The sequence below is a fragment of the Sorangium sp. So ce726 genome, assembly GCF_051521405.1.
Lineage (GTDB): Bacteria > Myxococcota_A > Polyangia > Polyangiales > Polyangiaceae > Sorangium.
Map to the genome: position 1 here is coordinate 6,112,710 of NZ_CP150349.1, position 21,734 is coordinate 6,134,443.

Annotated in this window: 16 protein-coding genes; 10 read left to right on the forward strand and 6 right to left on the reverse strand. The window is 70.3% G+C overall.

The annotated features are described in order from the left end of the window. The first annotated feature begins 138 nt into the window (after positions 1 to 138). The 5 genes from WME79_RS22805 (at position 139) to WME79_RS22825 (ending at position 5,634) form a co-directional block, all read left to right on the forward strand. Entirely contained in the window at positions 139 to 1,002 is an 864-nt protein-coding gene (locus WME79_RS22805) for a fibrinogen-like YCDxxxxGGGW domain-containing protein (protein ID WP_437538911.1), read from the forward strand. 133 nt (positions 1,003 to 1,135) lie between these two features. Beyond that, positions 1,136 to 1,747, forward strand: coding sequence for a 50S ribosomal protein L11 methyltransferase (locus WME79_RS22810; RefSeq protein WP_437538913.1), 612 nt, complete (start codon positions 1,136 to 1,138; stop codon positions 1,745 to 1,747). A gap of 93 nt (positions 1,748 to 1,840) precedes the next feature. Next, positions 1,841 to 4,087 carry a hypothetical protein gene (locus WME79_RS22815; RefSeq protein WP_437538915.1) on the forward strand — a complete coding sequence of 749 codons (2,247 nt, stop codon included), beginning with the start codon at positions 1,841 to 1,843 and terminating at the stop codon, positions 4,085 to 4,087. Then, the gene (locus WME79_RS22820) at positions 4,084 to 4,686 is read left to right on the forward strand and encodes a hypothetical protein (protein ID WP_437538917.1); all 603 of its coding nucleotides are present in this window, start codon (positions 4,084 to 4,086) and stop codon (positions 4,684 to 4,686) included. The genes WME79_RS22815 and WME79_RS22820 overlap by 4 nt, the downstream gene beginning before the upstream one ends. 6 nt (positions 4,687 to 4,692) lie before the next feature. Beyond that, positions 4,693 to 5,634, forward strand: coding sequence for a formylglycine-generating enzyme family protein (locus WME79_RS22825; protein ID WP_437538919.1), 942 nt, complete (start codon positions 4,693 to 4,695; stop codon positions 5,632 to 5,634). A gap of 161 nt (positions 5,635 to 5,795) precedes the next feature. Here WME79_RS22825 and WME79_RS22830 read toward each other — a convergent pair whose 3' ends face one another. Continuing rightward, a complete protein-coding gene (locus WME79_RS22830; protein ID WP_437538921.1) occupies positions 5,796 to 7,265 on the reverse strand; it encodes a hypothetical protein in 1,470 nt (489 codons plus the stop codon). 138 nt (positions 7,266 to 7,403) lie between these two features. Next, positions 7,404 to 8,564 (reverse strand): hypothetical protein, encoded by a 1,161-nt coding sequence (locus WME79_RS22835; protein WP_437538923.1) that lies wholly within the window; start codon positions 8,562 to 8,564, stop codon positions 7,404 to 7,406. A gap of 735 nt (positions 8,565 to 9,299) precedes the next feature. On the opposite strand from WME79_RS22835, the gene WME79_RS22840 reads away from it, so the two are divergent. Next, positions 9,300 to 9,686 carry a hypothetical protein gene (locus WME79_RS22840; protein WP_437538924.1) on the forward strand — a complete coding sequence of 129 codons (387 nt, stop codon included), beginning with the start codon at positions 9,300 to 9,302 and terminating at the stop codon, positions 9,684 to 9,686. Position 9,687: 1 nt separating this feature from the next. On the opposite strand, the gene WME79_RS22845 is transcribed toward WME79_RS22840, so the two are convergent. The 3 genes from WME79_RS22845 to WME79_RS22855 form a co-directional block, all read right to left on the reverse strand. After that, positions 9,688 to 9,822 carry a pyrroline-5-carboxylate reductase dimerization domain-containing protein gene (locus WME79_RS22845; protein ID WP_437538926.1) on the reverse strand — a complete coding sequence of 45 codons (135 nt, stop codon included), beginning with the start codon at positions 9,820 to 9,822 and terminating at the stop codon, positions 9,688 to 9,690. Next, entirely contained in the window at positions 9,810 to 10,631 is an 822-nt protein-coding gene (locus WME79_RS22850) for a hypothetical protein (protein WP_437538928.1), read from the reverse strand. The genes WME79_RS22845 and WME79_RS22850 overlap by 13 nt, the downstream gene beginning before the upstream one ends. A 1,947-nt stretch (positions 10,632 to 12,578) precedes the next feature. Continuing rightward, positions 12,579 to 13,577: a hypothetical protein gene (locus WME79_RS22855; RefSeq protein ID WP_437538930.1), complete on the reverse strand. Its 999-nt coding sequence runs from the start codon at positions 13,575 to 13,577 to the stop codon at positions 12,579 to 12,581. Between the two features lie 258 nt (positions 13,578 to 13,835). Here WME79_RS22855 and WME79_RS22860 point away from each other — a divergent pair, with 258 nt between their 5' ends. Next, positions 13,836 to 15,422: a hypothetical protein gene (locus WME79_RS22860; RefSeq protein WP_437538932.1), complete on the forward strand. Its 1,587-nt coding sequence runs from the start codon at positions 13,836 to 13,838 to the stop codon at positions 15,420 to 15,422. A 366-nt stretch (positions 15,423 to 15,788) separates the two neighbouring features. Here WME79_RS22860 and WME79_RS22865 read toward each other — a convergent pair whose 3' ends face one another. Next, positions 15,789 to 16,787: an ATPase gene (locus WME79_RS22865; protein WP_437538933.1), complete on the reverse strand. Its 999-nt coding sequence runs from the start codon at positions 16,785 to 16,787 to the stop codon at positions 15,789 to 15,791. A gap of 707 nt (positions 16,788 to 17,494) precedes the next feature. On the opposite strand from WME79_RS22865, the gene WME79_RS22870 reads away from it, so the two are divergent. Genes WME79_RS22870 through WME79_RS22880 form a run of 3 tightly spaced genes read left to right on the forward strand, consistent with a single transcriptional unit; the run spans position 17,495 to position 21,727 of the window. Beyond that, positions 17,495 to 18,496, forward strand: coding sequence for a hypothetical protein (locus WME79_RS22870; protein WP_437538935.1), 1,002 nt, complete (start codon positions 17,495 to 17,497; stop codon positions 18,494 to 18,496). A gap of 20 nt (positions 18,497 to 18,516) precedes the next feature. Beyond that, entirely contained in the window at positions 18,517 to 20,157 is a 1,641-nt protein-coding gene (locus WME79_RS22875) for a hypothetical protein (protein ID WP_437538937.1), read from the forward strand. Positions 20,158 to 20,194: 37 nt separating this feature from the next. Next, positions 20,195 to 21,727 carry a hypothetical protein gene (locus WME79_RS22880; protein ID WP_437538939.1) on the forward strand — a complete coding sequence of 511 codons (1,533 nt, stop codon included), beginning with the start codon at positions 20,195 to 20,197 and terminating at the stop codon, positions 21,725 to 21,727. Positions 21,728 to 21,734 lie beyond the last annotated feature (7 nt).

Genomic DNA, 21,734 nt, shown 5'->3' on the forward strand with positions numbered 1-21,734 from the left:
GCGCGGTCGGGAAGCGTCGCGAACGGAGCGGTGGCTTGCCAGGTCTGGGGTGAGGCTGTAGCGTCCGCGCGGCGCAGGAGGAGCGCCACGCCGGTCCGGCGGGTGTGATGCGGCAGGCAGCAGGTCATGGGAGCGAGGATGACGAGCGGGTCCGCGACGTGGGTGGGGGCGGCGGCGTGCCTTCTGGCGTGCGGGTGTACGTCCCTCGCGGGGCTCGATGGGCCCTATCACCTGGAGGCGGGCGGGGGCGCCGGCGGGGGCGCCGGGGGCGGAGGGGGTGGCGGGGGCGCCGGCGGGCAAGACTGCGCCGAGGAGGCGAGCGCAGGGTGCGTCTACGACCGGTGCGGCGCCGTCCCCGCGAGCGCCCCGAGCGGCGTCTACGCGCTCGATCCCGACGGGCCCGGCCCGCAGGAGCAGGTCGAGGTCTACTGCGGTGAGCCTGTGGACGGCGATCGCTGGGCGCTCCTCTACAACAGCGTCGGGTCAGCGGACGGCGCGACGCTCCCGTTCTGGAAGATCCTGTATGCCGATCGGCTCGCCGCCAAGGGGACGCCGTCGCTCGGCGACAACCATTACCAGCCGTCGCTGTACATCACCGGCCGGGAATACCGCGACGAGATCGAGGACATCGCAGGGACCGTCGCCGAGGTGATGCACGCGACCGCCGAGGGCATCGACACCGAGACCATGCAACTCCTCGCGCCGATACGGATCGGCGGCGATGAACACCTCTTTTCGTGGCAATTCGCCACCGGGTGGTCGTCGCCGGATTTCGACGCAGACACCAAGGACGACGGCAATTGCGCGAGCGCTTATGCGGGCGTCACACAGCATTACGGGTACTGCTTCGTCTACAACCTCGGCGCGGACGCCGATGAGCCGATCGAGGACGAGGGCTGGGGCCCGCACATCAGCACGCCGGACGCGACGTCGTACGGGCTCTCCGACGACGGGAGCGGTTATACGCGCGTGCAGCGGATCTCCCGCTGGACCCGCTGGTGATCGCGCCACGCCCGGGTCAGCGCGCTCGCTGCAGGGCCGGGTCGGCGCCCCGCGAACCCCCGCCGCTCGGCGCCTCCGAGGCCCACCGCACGGATGACGCCCCGGCCGCCGCGGTGGCAGACTTCGACGACGAATGAGCGACCGTTCGACCCTCGTTGAAGTGCCGCCTCGCTTTCGCGTGATCACCGGTCCGCGGGACGCGGAGGTCGACGAGCGCACCATCGTCCTCGGCCCGAGCCACGCGTTCGGCGACGGCCGGCACGAGAGCACGCGGATGTGCCTTCAGGCGCTCGCGTCGTTCGCGCCACGCAGCGGCTTCCGCCTCTTCGACGTCGGGAGCGGGACGGGGATCCTCTCGATCGGCGCCGCGAAGCTTGGCGGCGAGGCGATCGGGGTCGACATCGACGCCGCCGCCAACGCGATCGCGGCGGACAACGCACGGCGGAGCGCGGTGGAAGCGCGCGTGAGCTTCGCGGCGACGTGGCCGGAGGGGACGTTCGACATCGTCGTGGCCAACATCCTTCGCGACGTCCTCACGGCGCTCGCCCCTCGGATCGTGGCTCGCCTGGCTCCCCGCGGGACGTTGATCCTCTCGGGGCTCGTGTCCACCGACGTTCCGGAGATCGTGGCGCGTTATGCGCCGCTCCTCGCCGAGCGTCGACCGGAGATCTTCGAGCGGGGCGCGTGGCGCACGCTCGTGTGGCGGAACGCCGAGCCGCGCGTCGATGCCGGAGCCGCGACATGATCTCGGCGCGGCGGGCGTCACCCGGATGCCCGCGGACGACCGCATGACTCCATGACCGGAACCGGAGGAGGGGGATGAGGAAGCAGCGCCGTCGTGCCCTTTCGCAGCGCGGCCGTTGACCCGGGGCGCGAGGGCGCGCGAACATCCGGCGATCCCTTGCCCACCTTCCCCGCGACACGCCACCTTGCCGCGCTCCTCGCGCTCGCCGCGAGCGCCTGCTCCCGCGGCCCCACGCCCGGCACCGACGCGGGGCCTGGCCCGGCCGGCAGCGCGAGCTCCTCGGCCAGCGGCGCGGGCGCCCCGGCGGCTCCCCTGCCCCCGTCCGCGGCCGCGCCGCTGCGCGCGCCGGTCCGCGAGGGCGGCGCCCTGTCCCGCGCCGCGCGCGAGGACGCGCTCTACGTGGCCGACGAGGACCACGGCGTCGTGCGCGTCGTGCCGCTGCCGCTCGACCCCGCCCGGCCCGGCGCCGGGATCCCCGCGCCAGGCAGGCCCGCGCAGGTGCTCGCGCTCGGCGGACACGAAGCGCGTGTGCTCGCCACCGTCCGCGACCCGGGGCTGCTGCTGATCTTCCGGGCGGATCCTGCGGCCGGCCTCGTCGAGGTGGGCCGCGTGCCGCTGCCCGCCGACGCGTGGGGCATCGCGGTCACGCCCGACGAAAAGACAGCGATCGTGACCTCGGCGTGGACCCACAAGGTCTCGGCCGTCGACCTCGAGACCAAGCAGACGCGGTGGACCGTCGACGTGGCGCGCGAGCCGCGGGGCGTGGCGGTGCTGCCCGACGGCAGCGCCGCGTACGTCAGCCACCTCGTCGGCGCCGATCTCACGAGGATCGACGATCTCGGCGGGGCGCCGAAGGTCCGGCGCGTCGCCCTGCCCGCCTCGCCGCTGCGCGCGCCGTCGGGCGAGCGGCTCGCCGCGTCGCTGGGGTATGCGCTCTCGCTCTCCGAGGACGGGCGGCGCCTGTTCGCGGCGCGGCACGCGCTCGGCGCCATGGGCCACGCCGCGTGGTTCGGCGCCGCGACGGTGGACGTGCTGATCACGGGCCGGGACGAGCCGCTCGCCCCGCCGCACCACGGCAACCTGCCGGTGCTCCGGTCGGCGTTCGCGGAGCAGGTGATCACCCCGGAGAGCGTGATCACCCTGCCAGGCGCGGGCGTCACGCCCGTCACCCAGCCGCGCGCCCTGGCGTACCGCAAAGGCGCGCGCACGCTGCTCGTCGCGGGCGAGGGCGACGATCTCGTGCTCGAGGTGGACGCGACCGCGGTGGATCCGACGCTCGCGATCGTAAGGAGCTACCCGGTCGGCGGCCGCTACGATCCGCACATCCGCGTGGCTGGCACGTGCGGCGCGCCGACAGGCCTCGCGCTCTCCGCGGACGAGGCGACGGCGTGGGTCTTCTGCCGATCGACCGGCGACGTGGCGGCGCTCCGGTTGCACGACGCGGCGGCGGGCCCGGGCGTGGCGCCCGCTGGAGCGGCGGGCCAGACGGGCGCGGCCAGCCCCGCGCCCGCGTCATCCACGGCTGCCGTGACGGAAGGGCCGTCGGCGCTCGTGCACCTCGCCGATGATCCGCTCGGCCCGGAGGTCGCGAAGGGCCGCCGGCTCTTCTACAGCGCGCTCGACGCCACGGTGAGCGGCAATCTCGGCTGCGCGGGATGCCACCCCGACGGGCGCGACGACGGGTACGTCTGGCGCGAGGCCACCTTCAGCACGGCCGACGGCGAGCACGCGAACTTCGTCGGACGGCTGGAGAACATCCCCGAGGTCGCCAAGAAGCGAGGGGTTCCGCGGCGCACCCCGATGCTCGCCGGCAACGTGGGCGCGGCTGGGCCGTACGGCTGGCACGGCGAGAGCGAGGACCTCGTCAGCAGGCTCCAGACGGGCATGGGGCTGCACCGCTGGGGCGGGCTGCCGATCGACCATACGCCGGCCGGCCTCGCGGCGCGGGCGACCTATCTGGCGATGTTCCTCCGCCGGGGCCTCGTCACGCCGCCGCGCGCCGAGGGGGCGCCGGACGAGCGCGTGAAGCGCGGCCGGGAGATCTTCCAGAGCGACGAGGCGAAGTGCTCCCGCTGCCACGTGCCCACGAGCGATTACACCGATCGCACGGCGTACCCGATGCCGAAGCGACCGCCGCCGCCGGGCTACGACGAGGATCCGCGCCCCGAGTACAAGACGCCGTCGCTGCGCTTCGTCGGAGGCCGGCCGCCCTACCTTCACGACGGGCGCGCCGGCACGCTGGCGGAGCTCATCGAGCAGAACGCCGACTGGATGGGCAAGACCAGCCACCTGTCGCCCGAGGACAGGGCGGCGCTCGTGGCGTTCCTGGAGACGTTATGAGGCCGCGCTCCGTGCTGCTCGCCTTGATGGGTGCTGGCGTGGCCTCCGTCCTGGCCGCGGCGTCCGGGGCGCCAGGCGCGCAGCCCGGCGGCGCGCCCAAGGCCGCGGCGAGCGCCGCGACCGACGCCGGCGCGAGGAACGCCACGGCGACCGACGCCGGCGCGACCGATGCCGGCGACGAGCTGCCCCTCGACGCCGCGCCGTTCCCGCCCGAACCGTCCAAGCAGCCCACGGCCGTCGAGTGGAAGGCGGCGCCCCGCGTCCGCCTCTCCCGCGCCGGCCCCGCGGCCGCGGGCTGCCGCGCGTACAGGGCGAGGGAGTGGCTGCGCATCCGCTGCCCGGAGCTCACCGTCTCGGCCATCTCGCTGCTCGGCGGGAAGTCCGAGGGCGTGGCCTTCTGGATCGATCCGGCCCGCGGCGGCAGCGAGCTCCCGCGCGGGGGCGAGGTGATGTTCCCGATCCGCCGCGGCGATCGGCGGGTGATCCAGATCCTGACGTTCGGCCCGGGCTACGACGGGCCGTTCACCTTGTTGCCGGCGATCGTCATCCAGGAGCAATGGCTGGAAGACGAGCCGGCGCCGACCGTGACCGCCTCCTGAGACACCATGCGATCCCACACCACGCTCCGCGCCATCTCCTCGCTGTTCCTCCTTGCCGCTGCGACCGGCGTCCTCGCCGCCGCGTGCGGCGCCGCCCCCGCGGCTCCCGGCGGCCTGCCCGCAGCTCAGGCGACCGCTGCGCAGCCCACGGCCACGAACCCGGCCTCGACCGGGGCGGCGCTCGCCCCGGCGCCGCCCCAGCCCGAGCCGACAGCGGCCTCGGCGCAGGCGAGCGCCGGGCAGCCCGGCGCCGAGCCGCCCGCCGCGCCCGCCGAGGCAGCGAAGCCCTCGGACGGCTGCCCCGACAGCATGGCCCGGGTCCCGGGCGGCAGCTTCGTGATGGGCCCGCTCAAGGTGAAGGCCACCGTGGGTGACCTCTGCGTCGACAGGACCGAGGTCACGGCCGAGTCCTTCGCGGCGTGTGTCAAGGCTGGCAAGTGCACGGATACATTCGCGGATTGCGCCAAGGAGGCGTCGACCTACGGCGTGGCCGGCAAGGAGAAGCTGCCGATGGTCTGCGTCGACTTCTCGCAGGCCCAGGCCTACTGCGCGGCGCAGGGCAAGCGGTTGCCGCGCGACGACGAGTGGGAGTGGGCGGCCCGCGGCGGCGAGGAGGCGCGGCCGTATCCGTGGGGCGAGGAGGCCCCGAAGGATCAGCTCTGCTGGTCCGGCGGCGGCACCGCGCGCAAGACCGCGTGCGACGTGGGGAGCTTCCCAGCCGGCGCGAGCCCGCAGGGCATCCAGGACCTGGCGGGCAACGTCTTCGAGTGGACCACCAGCGCCAACGACGGCAAGGGCAAGATGCGCATCGCCCGCGGCGGCAGCTGGCGCGACGGCATCGCGCCGCTCGTCAGGTCCGCGCGGCCGGGAGGCTTCGAGGCGACGTACCGCTGCGGGTTCCTCGGGATCCGCTGCGTCGTCGAGCCGGCGGCCCAGCCGACCAAGTAAGCTGCGCCGCGTCGGCCAGCGCCCGTCGCGCCCGAAGGAACAGCCGTCCGCGCGACGTCGCGTGCGGCTCGGCGCCATGCCGCCAGCGCTTCCCGCCGCGCGGTGAATGGCTCAGCCCATACCCGGGTTTCCAGGATGAAATCGGACTTCTGCCCGAGGCGTCAATAACAGTCCGGCGTGGCGTCGGCACCGGGGCAAGCCCCGCTGACCTTCGGCTGAGTGACGCTGCACGCTGCGAGGCCCTCGAATACGTTGTTCGACGTCAGATCGGGGCCCGCCTGGTCCGAGTCCCACCCGCTCACGATGCCGCCCCCCGCCGAGTCGACGAAGCTCGAGTTCTCGATGAAGGCGCCGTCCGGGCGCCAGCCGGTGAGGATGAGCGCCGCGTCGTTGGCGTTCGGGCCGCATCCGAAGCTCGAGATTTGCGAAGGAGCGCCCGCATACTCGATCCGCACGAAGTCGAACACGTTGCCGCCTGCCGGCGCTCCCCCCCAATCGACACCCACCCAATCCCCGGCGGCTTTCGTGTCCTTCACCGAAGTGAAGACGATGGGCTTGGCCGCCGTGCCCTGCGCGACGACGCGCACAGGGCCCGAGGCCGAGCCGAGTGCCAGACGTGACTCGGCTGGGAATGCCACAGTGACCCCCGCTTCGATCGTGAAATCGAGGGCGTTCGCGTCGTCGGGCTCGAGGTGGAAGTCGCCTGCGGAGACATACGGCACGCCGCGATCCCGGAGCACGACGTCGGCGGGATACCGATCGGCCGCGTCGACAAGGACCGCGTCGCGCGCGTTGTTCACGTAGTCTCCGCGCGGGATCGAGCTCAACGCAGCCGTGGTCACCGCCAGCGGGTAGAGGGTCTCTTCGCTGCCGACCGGCGTCACGGCGCCGGCCCCCTCGATGGCGAGGCCATCCGAGTCCGCCGAGAATGCCGTGAAGTCGCCCAGATGGACGCCGATCCCGGCCGAGTCCGAGACGGTGACGTTCACCAGGTGCACGCTGTCGTTCGCTGGCAGGCCGAGAGGGCCCATGGCGACGATGGCACCGTTCGTGGTCCCCGTATTCACGCTGCCGCCCCCGACAATGACGGTATTCTCGAGCTCGAGCGCCCCCGTCACGTCGACCCAGAGGCTGCCGAAGTAGGAGCCATCGCCCTCCGAGGTGAAAGTGGCGGGGCGAAGGGTGCCTGCGTCGACCTCTCCCGTGGCGCGCAGCGCAGCGGGCTCCCCGGACGAATCGCCAATCTCGATGGTCTGGTCTTCACCGATGACGACGACCGCGCACGCTTCGACCGTCACGGTCGCTCCGCGGATGGCGATGCTCGAAGGAACGTGATGCGGGCTCGCCTCGGCCGTCCAGGTCTCGTCCGCTTCGATGAACAACGTATCGTGAACGGTGCCGGCTCCCGTCGGCTCCGGGCAAGGGGATCCCTGCGTGGAGGGGGAGCCGCCCGTTCCCGCAGAGCCACTCACCGTTCCGCTTGAGCTCGACGTTCCCCCCGTGCCGCCCGTGGGCTCTTCGGGAGAGTCGCTCCCGTTGCAGCCGGAGGCGACCGCGCCAGCGGCAAGGGCGAGCGTGACGAAGACCGCGGCGTGTTTCCTGGTACCGAAGAAGCGCTGATGTTTTTTCATGGCGGCGTGGCTCAGCCGGTCGTCGGCGCGCCCGAACGGCTCGAGAATACGGCGCTGGTCGCGCCGGTCAAGCGCGAGGACTGGCGAGAGCCATCGCGCGGGTGGTGGGCCGGCGATGCATCCCTGACACCGGACGCGTCACTCAGCGGTCGCAGAGGTCGCGCTCAGTTTTGCCAGTTCTTGGCACGGTGCGGCGGCGGTGTCACAGGCGCCCAGCGCGTCTTCGGCGTCGACGGTGACGACGTGACGGTCCGCTCCGCTGCACTCGCACTGCCACCCGAATGCCGGATCTTCCTGCTTACAGCTGATGTTCAACGACGCGTGCAACACGACATCCAGACCTCCCAAGCTGGACGGCCGCTGGCAATCGAGCTCGGAATAGCAGACGCCACGGCTCGCAGTTCGGTGAAACTGGCTGCATGTGGCATCGCGAAAAACCGTCTCGGGATGAAGTGACTTGCATGGCTCTGCCAGGTTCGTGCAGATCTCCGAGCCGGAGGCATTGTTGGGAATGTCGAAATACACACTGTTCCGGTTGTCCGAACACCTGCATCCCCAGGCGCTGCCTCCGGCGTCTGCGCCGCAGTTGATGACGTAACCAGCCGCCGCAGTTTGCGTGACACCGCCCCCGAGGTCTGCCGAGTAAATGCAGGACGTACCGAGGATGCAGGAATCCTCTGCTTGCCCCTGGTCAGTCGGCGCACAGCTCGGAGGTTCGGTGAAGGGCGACGCGTCGTCTCCGGAGACACATACCGCGAGGGCTTGCTCGCAGCCCGCTTCCAGGTCGTTCTCCGCGAGGTGGTACGATGTATAACGGGCCTCGGTGGAAGAGGTGCAGTTCATCCCACCGGCGCTTCTGGCGGTGCAGAAAGATTGCTGATCGTCGTAAGCAAAAGCGCTGATCGCTCCCACCATCAGCGGAACCTCACACCTGCGGTCGGTCTGGCAAACGCTGTCAAAGACCTGCGTGATCGGCTCGGCGCACACGGGCTCGCCGTATACAAGATTCCCCACCTTGCACGCCTCGAGGATCGGGCCACATACCCCGGCAGACAAGCTCGGAAGCGAGAAGGCATTCCCGCCGCCAAAGCTGTCTTGACAAACACAGCTGACAACCCCACCGATAATCCTGCAGTTCGCCGTGATCGTGTTACCGGTGCACACCTGGCGCGCCGAACAAAAATCGTCCCCCTCCTGCACCGTGGAGGGCAAACACGTCCCCGGATCGTGCACAACTGGCGACCGGTCGGGTTGCAACGGCGCTATCGGACCATCCGTTTCTATCGGACCATCCTCCATCGGCTCATCCTCTATCGGATCATCCTCTATCGGATCATCCTCTATCGGACCGCCCGCCTGCCCCTCCGTATCTATCGGAGGCGAGTCAGCCTCATCGTTCGACTCGCTCGTATCTGTCTCACCCTTCTGTGGAGGGGTGGGAGTCGTCTCTTCCTCTGGAGCCGCATCTTCGCCGGACTCGTAATGCCCGCCCACGAGGTCGGTGGCCTCGGCCCCAGGCCGCACACTATCGATGAAACAGCCGGCGCAAAGGCTGGCCGCGAGGATCCCAAGGCAGCGAAAAGGTAGGCGCATGGCGGGATCTAGAGAATCCAAGAGCGATCCGGAAGTCAAGCTCGTTGTAGCAGCCGTCGTACAGCCACGCTGCACACGTGTGAACATAGACCCCCTTGCACGATCGACCTTCCGCAGGAGCGAGCTGTGGCTCGATCGACGATCCACATGCACAGGCCGGCTGTCGCCCTGGTGGCCTGGATGCATACTGGGGTCCGAAACGGGACCGTGGAGGCGCATTCCACAGCGGGGAGCAGGTTCGTGCGCTACGGGTTCAGCCGCTAGGCAGGCGAGTGAGGCGTACGAAAGTACGCCGCAGGGAGCCGAACGACGCGGATGAGCCCGTAGCGCACGAACCTGCTCCCCGCTGGGCGGTCGGCCGTGTGTTATCCATGGCGGCAGCAGTGTTGTCGTCCCCCGCGCCCGCTACGGTGGCGGGTTGCCCGCCCCGGAGCCCTGTCGATGACCGACGTCCACCACGCTGAAGCCACCGCCTTCTTCGATGACTTCGTCGCCGCGTTCGCGCGCTTCGACGGGCCGCTGATCGCCCACCGCTACCACGTGCCGTACCTCGCGATGCACGCCGCCGGCCGGCACGACCTGCTGACGAGCGCGGAGGCCGTCGGGGCCTACTTCCAGCGCATCGTCGACCAGTACCGCGGCGACGGCTGCACGGCCTGCCGCCACCGCGGGCTCCAGGTGGTGACGATGGGGGGCGAGGCGCTGCTCGCCACCGTGTCGTGGGACCTGCTGGACGCGTCAGGCGGCGTGCTGTCGACCTGGCGCGAGAGCTACAACCTGCTGCGCACGCCGCAGGGGCTGCGCATCTTCGCGTCGACGGACCACTGATTCAGCGGCCGCCCAGCTCCTGGGCGCGCCGGCGCGCGTTGCCGATGGCCTCGACGAAGGCGGCCTGCGCCGCGTGGCGGTCGAGCGTCTCGATCGCCGCGGCGGTGGTGCCCCCTCGGCCGATCAGATGCTGCACTCCACGAAGCCCTGCGTGTTCGCGGAGACGTTCATCTCCCACCTGGACTGGGTGGCGTCGTACTGGACGACCACGCCGGTGGAGACGCCGCCGCGGAGAATGCCGCCAATCCCCTTGAGCCAGCACGTCTTGCCGGCCACCGCGGGGCCGAGGTCCACCGACCCTGCCTGGATGCCGTGGTAAGCCTCGCCGAGGTAGTCCGTCACCTGTACGCAGCTCGCGTAGCCGGCGACCTTCCCCTGCCCGTGGAGGTACCAAGAGTTGCCGTCTTTCTCCACGCCGATGTAGTCCGACGCGTTGGCGAAGTTGTCGCTGCCCTCGTAGTTGATGACCTGCGTCAGGAAGCAGCGTCGGTTGTTGCTGGTGGACGCGAGGTACACCCTGGGGTTGGTCGTGATGTAGCTGTTGTTGGAGTAACCGACCTGCGTGATCATGGTGCCGGGGTTGGCGAGCCCACCGTAGGCACGAACCGACACACCCGAGTCGGCGTGCGCGAACACGCGCGCCGTGCCGAGGTAGCTGTACATCGCGACGTTGCCACCGTCCTGGAGGTTTCCCGTCACGCCCATGATGTACGCCGCGTTCCCGCTCCAGGTGCCGAGGTTCTGGAAGGCGTTGCCTGACGTCGCGGTGGCGCTGCTGTACCCGAACGCGGCAAACGCCTGCTCGGCGGCGCCGATCGCCTCGTCCTCGCCCCCGTCGACGTCGCCGTCGCCCTGATCCGGGCTCTCGACCTCGACGTTGCACCCCAGGACGGCGACGACCGAAGCGACCGACAGCACGCGAAAACAAGTGCGAACTAGTTGCATGTGCATAGGATGTTCCCCTTTTCGAACGCAGCGGGCCGAGGCGGCGTGCTGCGACGGCAATGCTACGCTGACCCGACCCGGTGACAACGGGCACGCGGCTTACCGCTCGCGCGGGTGACATTTTCGAGAAGAGCGCCGAGGGAGCGTGCTTCCACGAGGCGCCGCCGCCCTCGAAGGACGACGTGGGCGAGGTGGCGCGACGCGTCCGCGCTCGTGCGCTCCGGTGGCCCCGATTGGGGGGATGGGGCGCTCCGCGGGGGGCTCGTTCTCGGGGCAGCAGGGAGGGCATCACGAGGTCGCCTGCAGCGAGGAGGTCGGTGCCGTGCGAGCTGATGCGATGGCGGGGTGGCGCTTTCCCTCCGCCCTCGGGAACCTCGGGTTGGGCACACAAGGACCCAGAAAGGAGATCCGGGCCGAGAGCCGGCCGCCGACCGGGCGAGCTTCCGGGTGATCGTTCCCCGAAAAAAAATCCTCCGCGCTCGATAGATCGGTGTTCCTCGGAGCGTAGAGCAGGATAGGCCGCGGATCGCGCGCGCCGACCCGCGGATCGCCCCGGTCCAGCAGTAGAACCGGGACCTGAGCGCGCTCGCGCCGAAGTTCACTACCCTCCTCGGCAATCCGACGGAGACAATCCTGCTGATGCAGCGATGAGCTCATGAAGCAGCGGCGCGTCCTGCGGCGCCGGGAGGCGGAGCTCGACGACCTCCGCCTCTTTTTTTGCGCGTCTTGATAGATCATCCATCGAGCGGCGTAATCCATTGAAGGGGCAGGACACGATCGGGCAGAGGGCCCGGCCGTAGACGATGCCCGTCCACGCTCTGAGAAGAAGGAACGACCATGCAACTCCAGCTCGGCAAGCCCATGCCTATCAACAAGAAGGACACGGAGATCGAGCCGGCCCGGGTGGGTAGAGCTCGGTTCTCGGACACGAGAGATTGCGCGACGATCAATGTTCGGTCAGGGAGGAGCACGATGACATCGAACCTGTTGCACCGGTACGCAGGGGCTGCAGCAATTTGTTGCATCCTACCGATGGCGAGCGGTTGCGTCGGTGAGTTCGGGGGCAACGAGCCACGGCAGGAGCCTGTGGCCGAAGTGGCCGAGGCGCTCGCCTTCACCGCCCCGGTCACGCCCTACCCGAGCACGACGCAGGGCCTCCTTTACGACACCAACGGGACGAAGACCGTCGACACGAAGAGCGGCCTTCACACGGTCTGGGCCGACGGGGGCACGGTCTACTATTCGAGTTCACCGGATGGCATCACCTGGGCCCCCCCTTCGCCATCGACGCTGCAAGTGCCTACAGGCCGGCCATCGCGGCCGCTTCGGACGGCACCATCGGGGTCCTCCACATTCGAGACGCAACCGGGGCGAACGCCACGCGCGAGGTCTACTACGCCAGCAAGAGCGCCGCTGGTTGGAGCCCCGCCTTCAAGGTGACATCCGACCCCTCCAGCCGAGATGCCCATGCGCCAACAATCACGGCGTATGGGGTCACAATGCATATGGCGTCGGTTTCTGCGAATTCTGTGAAGCACCTATCTTTCCCTGCCAACCAGGCCGCTCCGCTGGCCACGGCCGAGTCCATCCAACCCACGACGCCCTGCATGCGCCAGATCGACTACCCGTCGATCGCAGCCTCGGACAGCGCCGCGGGGGGGGACCGGCGCGGTGGTTCGTATCGCCTACTACCAAACGGACACAGGGTGCGCCACGGACGCCTTTGGGTGGATCGTCGCCCAGAAGCCTGCGATGTGCACGCAGTTGAACACGGCCTCGCCGCCGCGAACCGCTTCCTCGATGGAGGCGCGGTGCGGACTTCACGCCATCTTGATCACCAAGATCACCACATCGTGATCGCTCGGATCAGCGCCTCGTGATCACCAGGATCACCCTCGTGAGGCGGCGAAGAGGGCCGAACCACTGTGGAGGCGCGCCGGCCGCATGTCAGCGATCGCAACCTGCGCCGACCGGCTCGAAGGTGATGCGATCGAAGATGGAGACGTAGTCGGGGGACCGCACGCCGGTGTAGGCGATCATGCCGACCTGAAGCGTCGCCGGCAGATCGGCGCGGTTGATGGGCGCGACCGACGTCGGCCACCCCGTGTCGACGGGGTGGCGGTAGTAGATCGTGAAGGTCGCGCCCGTCCGGCAGAGCCGCAGCTCGGCGTCGGCGGTGAAGGCCGTCTCGCCGTACGTGCTCTTGCTGTTGGTGGTGCTTTTGTGCTCGACGGCGAGCTGGTTCATCTCGGCGTAGCCGACGACGCCCAGCACGTAGTTCTCGGAGCTCCCGCTCGGGTTCCGGCCCATGAGGCCGCCGACGTCGGCGAACTGGTTCGGCGTCTGCTCGCGGTTCGACGCCCGCCGGGCGTGGACGGTGGCGGTGACCTTGAAGTCGCCGGTCACGAGCTTGTAGACAAGCACGCCCTGGCTCGCCTGGTACCACAGCGCCCCGCCGTGCGGCGTGAGCGAGAGCGCGCCGCCGCTCACCACCACGTCCGCGAGGTCGGGCCGCAGCACGGTCCAGTCCGGCGAGAGCGCGCTGCCTTCGAACTCGTCGCCGACCGGGAACGCGCCGCCCGTGCCGCCGGTCGGCGCCGCGCCCGCCGTGCCGGCGCCGCCAGCTCCCGCTGCGCCACCCGCGCCGCCGTTCCCCGCCCCCTCCCCTCCGGCTGCCTCGCTCGTGCCGCCCATCGCAGCCGTGCTGCCTCCGGTTTCAGATCCGCCGGCCGTCCCCGAGGCGTCTGCCGCGGGCCCGCCACCCGTCCCCGGCGCGCCTGCGGTCGCGGAACCGCCGCCGGTGGCGGACGCGCCTCCCGTCGCGCCCGATCCCGCCGCGCCGCCCGTGCCCGAAGCCTCCCCGCCCGCGCTGCAACCGGCGGCGGCAATCAGCGCGGCCGCCAGCGACCCGAGGACCCCGGCAAGTCGCCGTCCGACTGCGTTCATGGGCCCATCGTCTCCGACGTCGCGGAGAAAGACAATGGCGCCGCGCGCGCGGGCGCCCCCTCCGCACGGACCGCAGAGGGTCCGGAGGAGCCGAAACATCGCCGTGCTCACGCTCAGAGGGGCTAGCCAGGACAAGCAAACGGCTTCCGAATGGTGAAGCCCTCGCTGCTGTGTGCGTCTCATACAGCCATGCTGTAGCTGACGGGACATTCTTGGAGCGTTCGGGCGATCGACACGGATTCACAACGGAGGCATTGAATGAGCGGCACTCGATGGGTGTTTTTTCAGAACGGCGGATCGCGCGGACGCAGGGCTGCGCTGCTCGCCGCAGCATGCCTCACGGCATGCTCCTCGGTCGTCATTCCGGATCAGCGCAGCGGAGGCACAGGCGGCGACGGCGGCGCGACCAGCACCGGAGGCGCGGAGACGGCCACGGGCTCCGGAGGTGCGGAGACGGCCACGGGCTCCGGAGGCGCGGAGACGGCCACAGGCTCCGGAGGCGCGGAGACGGCCACAGGCTCCGGAGGAACAGTCACGCCGGACGATCTACCCTGGAGCAAGACGATCGCGGGTTCCGGAGCGGAGAGTCCCCGCGCCGTGGCGGCAGATCCACAAGGGAACGTCTTCTTGTCGGCCGAGATCTACGAGTCGATCGATCTCGGCTGCGGCCCCTTGAGCGCAGCGCCAGAGCCCCTCAACGCCCCGGATCTCGGCGCCTTCGTCGCCAAGCTCGACGCGTCGGGTGCCTGCCTCTGGAACGTCGCCTTGCCGAACACGGCGAGCGGCATCGCAAAGTACTCGACCCTCGCGGCCGACGCGCAGGGCAATCTGCTCGCCGCAGGCCTGGCCCGTGGCACCTTCGACCTCGGCGCGGGTCCCATGGCAGGCGCGACGGAGAGCCAGGATATCCTGATCGCAAAATATGCCCCCGATGGCCGCCTCCTCTGGGCGAAGCGCTTCGGTAACGATGCCGTCCAGCTCGCGCCCCAGATCGCGGTCGACCGGGCCGGGAACGCGGTCGTCACCGGCGGCGCGAGGGGATCCATTCCCATCGGCGACGAGCCGATCGTGGGCGCCGGCGGCGTCGATGCCCTCGTGATGAAGCTCGATGCCACCGGCGAGGTGCTCTGGGGGAAGCTCTTCGGAGATCACGACTACCAGGCCTGCAGGGGCGTCGCGCTGGACAGGCAGGGCAATGTGCTCGTCATGGGCGATTTCGGCGGAACCATTGATTTCGGCGGTGGCCCCCTCGTCAGCGCGGGGGACCGAGACATCTTCGTGGCGAAGCTCGACCCCGACGGCACCCCGCGCTGGAGCAAGCGCTTCGGCGGTGCGCTCAATCAGACCGGCCTCGACATCGATACCGATGGACATGGGGCTCTGCACGTCCTCGCGGCGCTCGACGGCACGGTGGACTTCGGCGGAGGCGCTCTCACCGCGAGCTCTGGTATCGCTGTCGCGAAGCTCGATCCCGACGGACAGCACATCTGGAGCAGGCAATTCGGCGACGGCATGAGCCTGGTCCATTACCAGATCGCGGCGGACGATCAGGGCAACACCGTGCTGACGGGCTCCTTCGGCGGCACGATCGACTTCGGCAACGGGCCTATCGGTAGCGGCGACGGCGCGGTGGAAGAGGCTTTCGTCGCCAAGCTCGATCCCCACGGGGACGCGCTCTGGAGCCGATGCTTCTGCGGCGCCGGAGCGCAGTTCGGATGGGATATCGACACAGACCCTGGGGGCAACGCCTTCGTCCTCGGCGGATTCGCGGGCACGGTCGATTTCGGAAGCGGCCCGATCTCCGCCCAGATGCGAGATGTCTTCCTTCTGAAGCTCTCGCCCTGATCTGTGCCTTCATGAGAAGGCCCTTGGGCTTTCAAGCTGATCGGGTGCGCTACGCGCCAAGGGCGACGATCGCGCTGCGAAGTACGATGTCGAGCAGCGCCTCGAGAGCTGCGCCGAGGATCGCGAGCGGTGGAGCCAAAGACCAACGAGCGCTTCTACGCCATAGACGACGTCGTCGTGCAACAGCCGACGGCCCCGGACGGTCCGTGCCGCCACCGCGTTACCGGTGGTGACGGCGTGGCTCAGCGAGCTGGTGAGCGAGGCGACTACGGCGCCGGAGGTGAGTCAGCTGGCGGGAGCTCTCCGGGACCGGCGCTCGTCGGTCGGGCCCTGGGTCGTCCCGTCAGGGAGTCGTGAAAGGCGAGCTCAGCGCGACTCCCCGTCTTCCCCGTCATCGCCTGTCTCGTCGTCTCCCGACTCGCCCTCCTCCGACTCGCCGTCTTCCGGCTCGGCCTCCTCCGACTCGCTGTCTTCCGGCTCGACCTCCTCCGACTCGCCGCCACCCTCCCCCTCCTCTTCTCCTCCGCCGTGGACGCCGCGGGAGGCGGGGAACGGCGCATAGTCCTTCATCTTGTCGGTGCCCGCGTACCAGTACTCCGCGGCGGCGCGCAGCTTCCGCTCGGCGTTCACGACGAGAGTGTACGCGGCGTCGCGGAGCTTGCGCGAGCGCACCGCCTCCAGAGAGAGCGTCTTGTCGGCGAGCATGCGCGCGAGCAGCGGCGAGAGCTCGCGCAGGCGGTCCGCCGCGGCGGCCTCGCCGCGAGGCGCCTTTTGAAGGGCCTCCGCGTGCTCGGAGCAGAGCAAGAGGAGATCGGAGACGTCCTGGACCAGATCCGCGTCGCCGCTGCCCGCCCGGATCGCCATGAGCCGCTTCTGGCCTCCGGGGCTGTTCTTGAAGCGGAGATCGAAGAAGCGGAGGAGCGATTGCTTGATCTGGACGGCCTCGGCGGCGGGCTTCTCGAAGGCCGCGGCGGCTCGCTCCTGGCGCTGCTGCGCCGCTTGCCAGCGCGATTGCACGCCGCGCAGGAGCTCGATCTTCTCACGAAGCCCGCGGATCTCGTCGTGCGTGAGCGGGGGCTCGCCCTCGGCGAACGGCGTGCGCACGAGATCCGCCGCGTCGCGCTCGGCGGCGAGCTGGATGCGGCTCGACCAGATGACGCGTCGAGCGAGCTTGCCTGGAAAGAGGGAGGTGTTGTCGCCGAGCGACTCGGCCTCTCGGAGCAGCTCGGCCTCTCGCTCGGCGCTCAGCGCGAACTCGGGCGCACCGCCCGACGAGCGGTGCGCGCCTCCTGCGTCGCTCGAAGCGCGCCTATTCTGGGCGTTCTTGGTCCTGGAGGAAGCGGCGGTGGAAGCCTTCGGTGCCATGGCGATGAAATGTCTCCTTGTCGGGCTCAGCGCCCCTCCGAGCAGAGGAGCGGTCGCTTGATAAGGGAATCGGCGCCACCGAGGCTTCGGGTCACAGGAGAGCACGATATCGACGCTTTCGTCGCAAGGTCGCGAGGAGACCGAGGCGCCGCGCGAGCGGACGCCGAGGCTGCGCAGCAGCGGCGACGGCCATGCGCGCGCCGGCGTCGAGCCATGGCAACGCAGGCCACCAACTGGGCGCGCAGAGGGGCGCTGAAGCGGCGCAGGACCCACGTGATCGTACGATAGGACACACAAATGGGTGCGCAGGAGGTCGCGGGGGGCTGCTCAGGAGCCGCACGATCGTACGATAGGACACACAAATAGGTGCGCAGGCGGGTCGCCGGGGCTGCGCAGGCGGGCGCCGAGGCCGCTCAGCAGGGCGCCGAGGCCGCGCAGCAACGCCACCGGCGCCGCGCAAGGCCCCATGAACCCTGGCGGCAAACGACGGCATTGCGGCCTCGGGTGACATTTTCTCACGAAGAGGGCAAGAACTTGAAAATTCCTGCTGATTGACGCTGCGCAGTGAGCGTGAGTACCGTGACCACATGCGTTTGATGGCACATGCGTGCTCGGTTCTTCTCACGCTCGGGGCCGCAACAGGCGTCACGAGCTCGGCCAGCGCGAACGGGAGCCAGCCGAAGACGAATCCGAGCGGCAGTGCGTCGGTGAAGGACCATGTTCGCCGTGGTCAGAGAGCGCGCGCAGCGGGACAGTGGACCGAGGCACACGCTGCCTACAAGGCGGCCTTCGAGGCCGCAGACCCGGCGACCAGCACCGAGAGAGAGCGCGCGGAGCTCGCCGGCGAGCTCGGCCTTTGCGAGGTCGCGCTGCACAAGCACCGCGACGCGGCCGAGCACCTTGCCAGGAGCCTGGAACTGCGCGAAGCGCTGCCGGAAGCGCTCCGGCGGCGATTCGAGGCAGGACTGCGCGAGGCAGCGAAGCACGTCGCGACGCTCATTTTCGCGGTCGATCCGCCCGACGCCGAGGTGCTCGTCGACGGCAAGCGCATCGGCCGGACTGCGCGGACCTACACGCTGTTCTTGGAGCCGGGCCAACACATGGTGAGGGGCCGTGCACCGGGCTGTCAGGACGCGCTGCATACGTTGCGCGCCGTGGCGGACGCGGAGCACGAGTTCACGATGCCGTTGCCGTGTGCGGCGACGAGCAGCGCCAAGGAGGCGAGCAGCGCCAAGGAGGCCGCGTCGACGACGCCGATCTCCGTGCGCACTTTGCCCGCTCCGCGCGCGCAGGCCCCCAGCCCGTGGGCTTCCTGGCCGGGGACGCTGCGTATCACGGGCATCGCCGTCACGACGGGCGCCCTGCTCGGGGGCGGCATCTTCATGGTCAGGGCCAGCAAGCTGGATGGGGACCTGAGCGAGCGGCGCGACGGGCTGACGCGTGGTGCGACGCCGAGCTCGTCCATGTGCTGGCAAGCGCCGCAGGACTCCCCGTGCGCTGACCTTGTCCGGCTGCGAGACGCGCGCAACCTGTCCGCCGGCGTGGGGACTGGCCTGGTCATCGCGGGGGGTGTGATCGGAGCACTGACCGCTGCGTCGTTCTTCACCGACTTCTCCTTCCTGGGGCGCACGCCGACGCAGGGTCGAGTTCACCTCGCGCCCGTGGCGACCGGGCGAGAGACCGGCGTGAGCATCGAGGGGCAGTGGTGAGCACATCGGGGGTAGAGGAGATGCGCTCGAAGAAAGGACGGCGCGCGGCGACGTCCGTCGTCGCTGTCGCGCTCTGCGCGTGCGGCGCGGGCACGCTGACGGGGTGCGCTTACACCGATCTTTGCGGGGAGGTGGCGGCGTGCGCCCCCGATCCCGAGCCTCCGCCGGGTCTGTGCGACGGAGAGCCCGGCACGGCGCCAGCGCTCGACGAATGCGGCGTGTTCGTCAGCGAGCAGGGCGACGACACGAGCCCCGGCACGAAGGGCGCGCCGGTCAAGACGCTCCAGCACGCGATCAGGCTCGCCGCGAGCGGTCGAGGCCCCGGCGAAGCAGCGACCCGGCGCGTGTACGCGTGCGGCGGGGTGTTCGAGGAGGCGATCGCGCTTTCCCAGGGGGTCGACCTCTGGGGCGGCCGTCAGTGCGCCGGCGGCGACTGGTCCTATGGAGGGCCGCTCGACGGGCAGAGCGCGTTGACCGTCATCGCGCCGCCCGTGGGGATCCCGGTGCGGGTCCTCGGGGGGGACGATGCGGTCATCGCGGGAGACGACGCGACGTCGGTGATCTTCGGCGTGCGCGCCGTGGCGGCCGACGCCTCCGCGCGCGATGGCAAATCGTCGATCGCGATGATCCTGGAACATGGAGCCAGGGCGATCGTGCGGTCGAGCGTGATCCTCGCAGGCGATGGCAAGGATGGAGATCCGGGCGAGGACGCGCCGAGCTTCCGCGCGAACGCCGGCGTGGTGGGGAACAACGGCGTGGACGCCTGCACGGCGGACATGGCGCCGGGCGCCCTTCCGGCCGTGACCGTCTGCGGCGAAGGCATCGAGTCGATGGGTGGCCAGGGGGGCGATGGAGGCCTCGATACGGGCGGCGATGGGACGTCAGGACTGTCGGAGCCGGTCGGGAATCCGCCCGAGGTAGGTCTGGGTGGCCTCGGCGCGTCATCCAGCATGGACTGCAAGGAAGGGGCGAAGGGAGCAGACGGCGCCCCTGCGGAGCGCGCCGCCGGAGCGGACAGCGCCGGCCTCCTGGACATCGACGGATGGGTCGGCGTCCGCGGCAAAGACGGGGAGAAGGGCGGCGTCGGTCAGGGCGGCGGCGGGGGTGGCGGCGGCAAGGGGCGCGGCCCCATGAACGCGTGTCCGGCAGGTCGACCCCAGGGCGGTGCGGCCGGCGGATCGGGGGGCAGCGGCGGATGCGGGGGCAACGGCGGCCAGGGGGGCAACTACGGCGGCGCGAGCATCGCGATCGTGGCGCTGCAGGGGAGCGACCTCACGATCAAGGCCAGCAAGGTCCTCGGGGCCAAGGGCGGCAATGGCGGGGTCGGCGGAACGGGCCAGTGGGGAGGCCCTGGCTGGGGCGGCGGCCTCGGCGGAAACATGTCTCTGACCGGCACGTCGCGAGGCTGCGCCGGCGGCGCTGGCGGCCACGGCGGCCGCGGGGGCGATGCCGGCGGCGGTCTCGGGGGCCACTCGCTCGGCATCGGCTCGGTGGGCGCCTCCGTGGCACTTTTGGAGGATGCGACGGTCTCGCCCGGACAAGCCGGTAAGGGGGGGCTCGGCGGCAACGCAACCCCGCAAACCATGCCCGGCAATGGGGACGAAGGGATTACGCGGTTCTGGTACCGGTTCGATGCGCCAGACCCGGAGCCGCCTCGATGAACCGCCCTGTGCTGTCGGCACACGTGAGGATACGCCCATGAGGAAAATCACCGCTGCAACCTTCGTCCTCCTGCTGTCACCCTGGGCGACCGGCTGCGGAACTGTGCCTGACGTGAACGACCCTGGCGTGACGCCTTGTGAAGGCACCTCGTGCGAGGAAGAGCCGCCCCCGGAGTCGGTCTGCGTCGAGCACGTCGCCGCCGACATCCTCGACGACGGCTGTGGCGTGTTCGTCGCCGCAGAATTCGGTGGGGGCGACGACGGGAACCCCGGCACGAAGGCGAAGCCGGTGTTCACCGTCGAGCGCGGCGTCGAGCTCGCGCGCGCTGGACGAGGGCGCGTGTTCATCTGCAACGACGGATTCCTGGTGGAGCAGATGATCAGGCTGCCCTCCGGCGTGGATCTCCTCGGGGGCTTCGACTGCCGGAAATGGGTCCGCAGCGATCTACCCAAGCGGTCCTTGTTACAGCACCGGTGGATCTTCGGCCCCATCGTGCTCGTCGAGCCCGCGGGCCCCGAGGACAGGGGGGCCGCGGACGGGGTGTCGACGCTCGCCGATCTCGACGTCCACTCGACGGGCCCGGTCGGCGTGCTCGTTCAGTCGAGCACGGCGGTGGAGATCCTTCGGAGCGAGATCTCCACCCGCGGGGCAAATGCAGGCAGCCCTGGCGAGCAGTGGCCGACCAATCAACCGGACGGACCGGATGGCAACATCGGAGGGGACGCGTGCTCGGCGACCCTCGTCGCCGGAGGGCCTGCAGCCGTGAACCGGTGCGAGAACGGGGTCACGAGCACCGGGGGCAAGGGAGGGGACGGGCGCCCCGACAGCGCCGAGGATGGAGGCGATGGTGAACCCGCCGACCTATTGCCGCCCGCAAGCGGTGGTGTCGGGGAGCAGGACAACCGCAGTTGCTCCATCGGATCCACCGGGGGCCCGGGCGCTTCAGGAACGCAGGGCGCACCGGGCAAGGGCATCGGGCGCCTCACCGAGACGGGATGGGAGGGCGACACGGGGGGCGAGGGCACCTGGGGCACGCAGGGCCAGGGCGGCGGCGGCGGCGGCGGTCGCCTGGGCGGGCTCGCCCTGTGCGACGTGGCCTCCAAGGGAGGCCCAGGAGGAGGCTCGGGAGGGGCCGGTGGTTGCGGAGGCCGAGGAGGCCGCGGTGGAGGGAACGGACAGCCGTCCATCGGCGTCCTCGCGCTTCACGCCCGGGTGACGGTGCGCGACACCAAGATCACAGCGGGTTTTGGCGGCGGTGGTGGCGACGGCGGGCCACCCCAGCGCGGCGGCCGAGGCGGTCGAGGCGCAGCGGGTGGAGCGCTGGGGGATGGATTCTACTCCTGTGTCGGCGGCCATGGCGGCAATGGAGCGCCCGGCGGCTACGGCGGCCCGGGGCGCGGCGGCGACTCCATCGGAGTCGCCTACCTCGACGAGGATCAGCTCACGCTCGAGGGCGTCACCATCGAGACCGGAAAGCCGGGCACGGGCGGCACCAGCTGGAACCACGATGGCAGCACGACGGTGGGAGAGAGCGGCGAGGCCCACGAGACGTTGCGGTTTCCTGAGTAAACGGATT

What these genes read in the sequence shown, in the direction of transcription:
- WME79_RS22805 (WP_437538911.1), top strand. Translation starts at nt 139, where the DNA reads ATGACGAGCGGGTCCGCGACGTGGGTGGGGGCGGCGGCGTGCCTTCTG.
- WME79_RS22810 (WP_437538913.1), top strand. Translation starts at nt 1,136, where the DNA reads ATGAGCGACCGTTCGACCCTCGTTGAAGTGCCGCCTCGCTTTCGCGTG.
- WME79_RS22820 (WP_437538917.1), top strand. Translation starts at nt 4,084, where the DNA reads ATGAGGCCGCGCTCCGTGCTGCTCGCCTTGATGGGTGCTGGCGTGGCC.
- WME79_RS22825 (WP_437538919.1), top strand. Translation starts at nt 4,693, where the DNA reads ATGCGATCCCACACCACGCTCCGCGCCATCTCCTCGCTGTTCCTCCTT.
- WME79_RS22830 (WP_437538921.1), bottom strand. Translation starts at nt 7,265, where the DNA reads ATGAAAAAACATCAGCGCTTCTTCGGTACCAGGAAACACGCCGCGGTC.
- WME79_RS22835 (WP_437538923.1), bottom strand. Translation starts at nt 8,564, where the DNA reads ATGGAGGATGGTCCGATAGAAACGGATGGTCCGATAGCGCCGTTGCAA.
- WME79_RS22840 (WP_437538924.1), top strand. Translation starts at nt 9,300, where the DNA reads ATGACCGACGTCCACCACGCTGAAGCCACCGCCTTCTTCGATGACTTC.
- WME79_RS22850 (WP_437538928.1), bottom strand. Translation starts at nt 10,631, where the DNA reads ATGCAACTAGTTCGCACTTGTTTTCGCGTGCTGTCGGTCGCTTCGGTC.
- WME79_RS22855 (WP_437538930.1), bottom strand. Translation starts at nt 13,577, where the DNA reads ATGAACGCAGTCGGACGGCGACTTGCCGGGGTCCTCGGGTCGCTGGCG.
- WME79_RS22860 (WP_437538932.1), top strand. Translation starts at nt 13,836, where the DNA reads ATGAGCGGCACTCGATGGGTGTTTTTTCAGAACGGCGGATCGCGCGGA.
- WME79_RS22865 (WP_437538933.1), bottom strand. Translation starts at nt 16,787, where the DNA reads ATGGCACCGAAGGCTTCCACCGCCGCTTCCTCCAGGACCAAGAACGCC.
- WME79_RS22875 (WP_437538937.1), top strand. Translation starts at nt 18,517, where the DNA reads ATGCGCTCGAAGAAAGGACGGCGCGCGGCGACGTCCGTCGTCGCTGTC.
- WME79_RS22880 (WP_437538939.1), top strand. Translation starts at nt 20,195, where the DNA reads ATGAGGAAAATCACCGCTGCAACCTTCGTCCTCCTGCTGTCACCCTGG.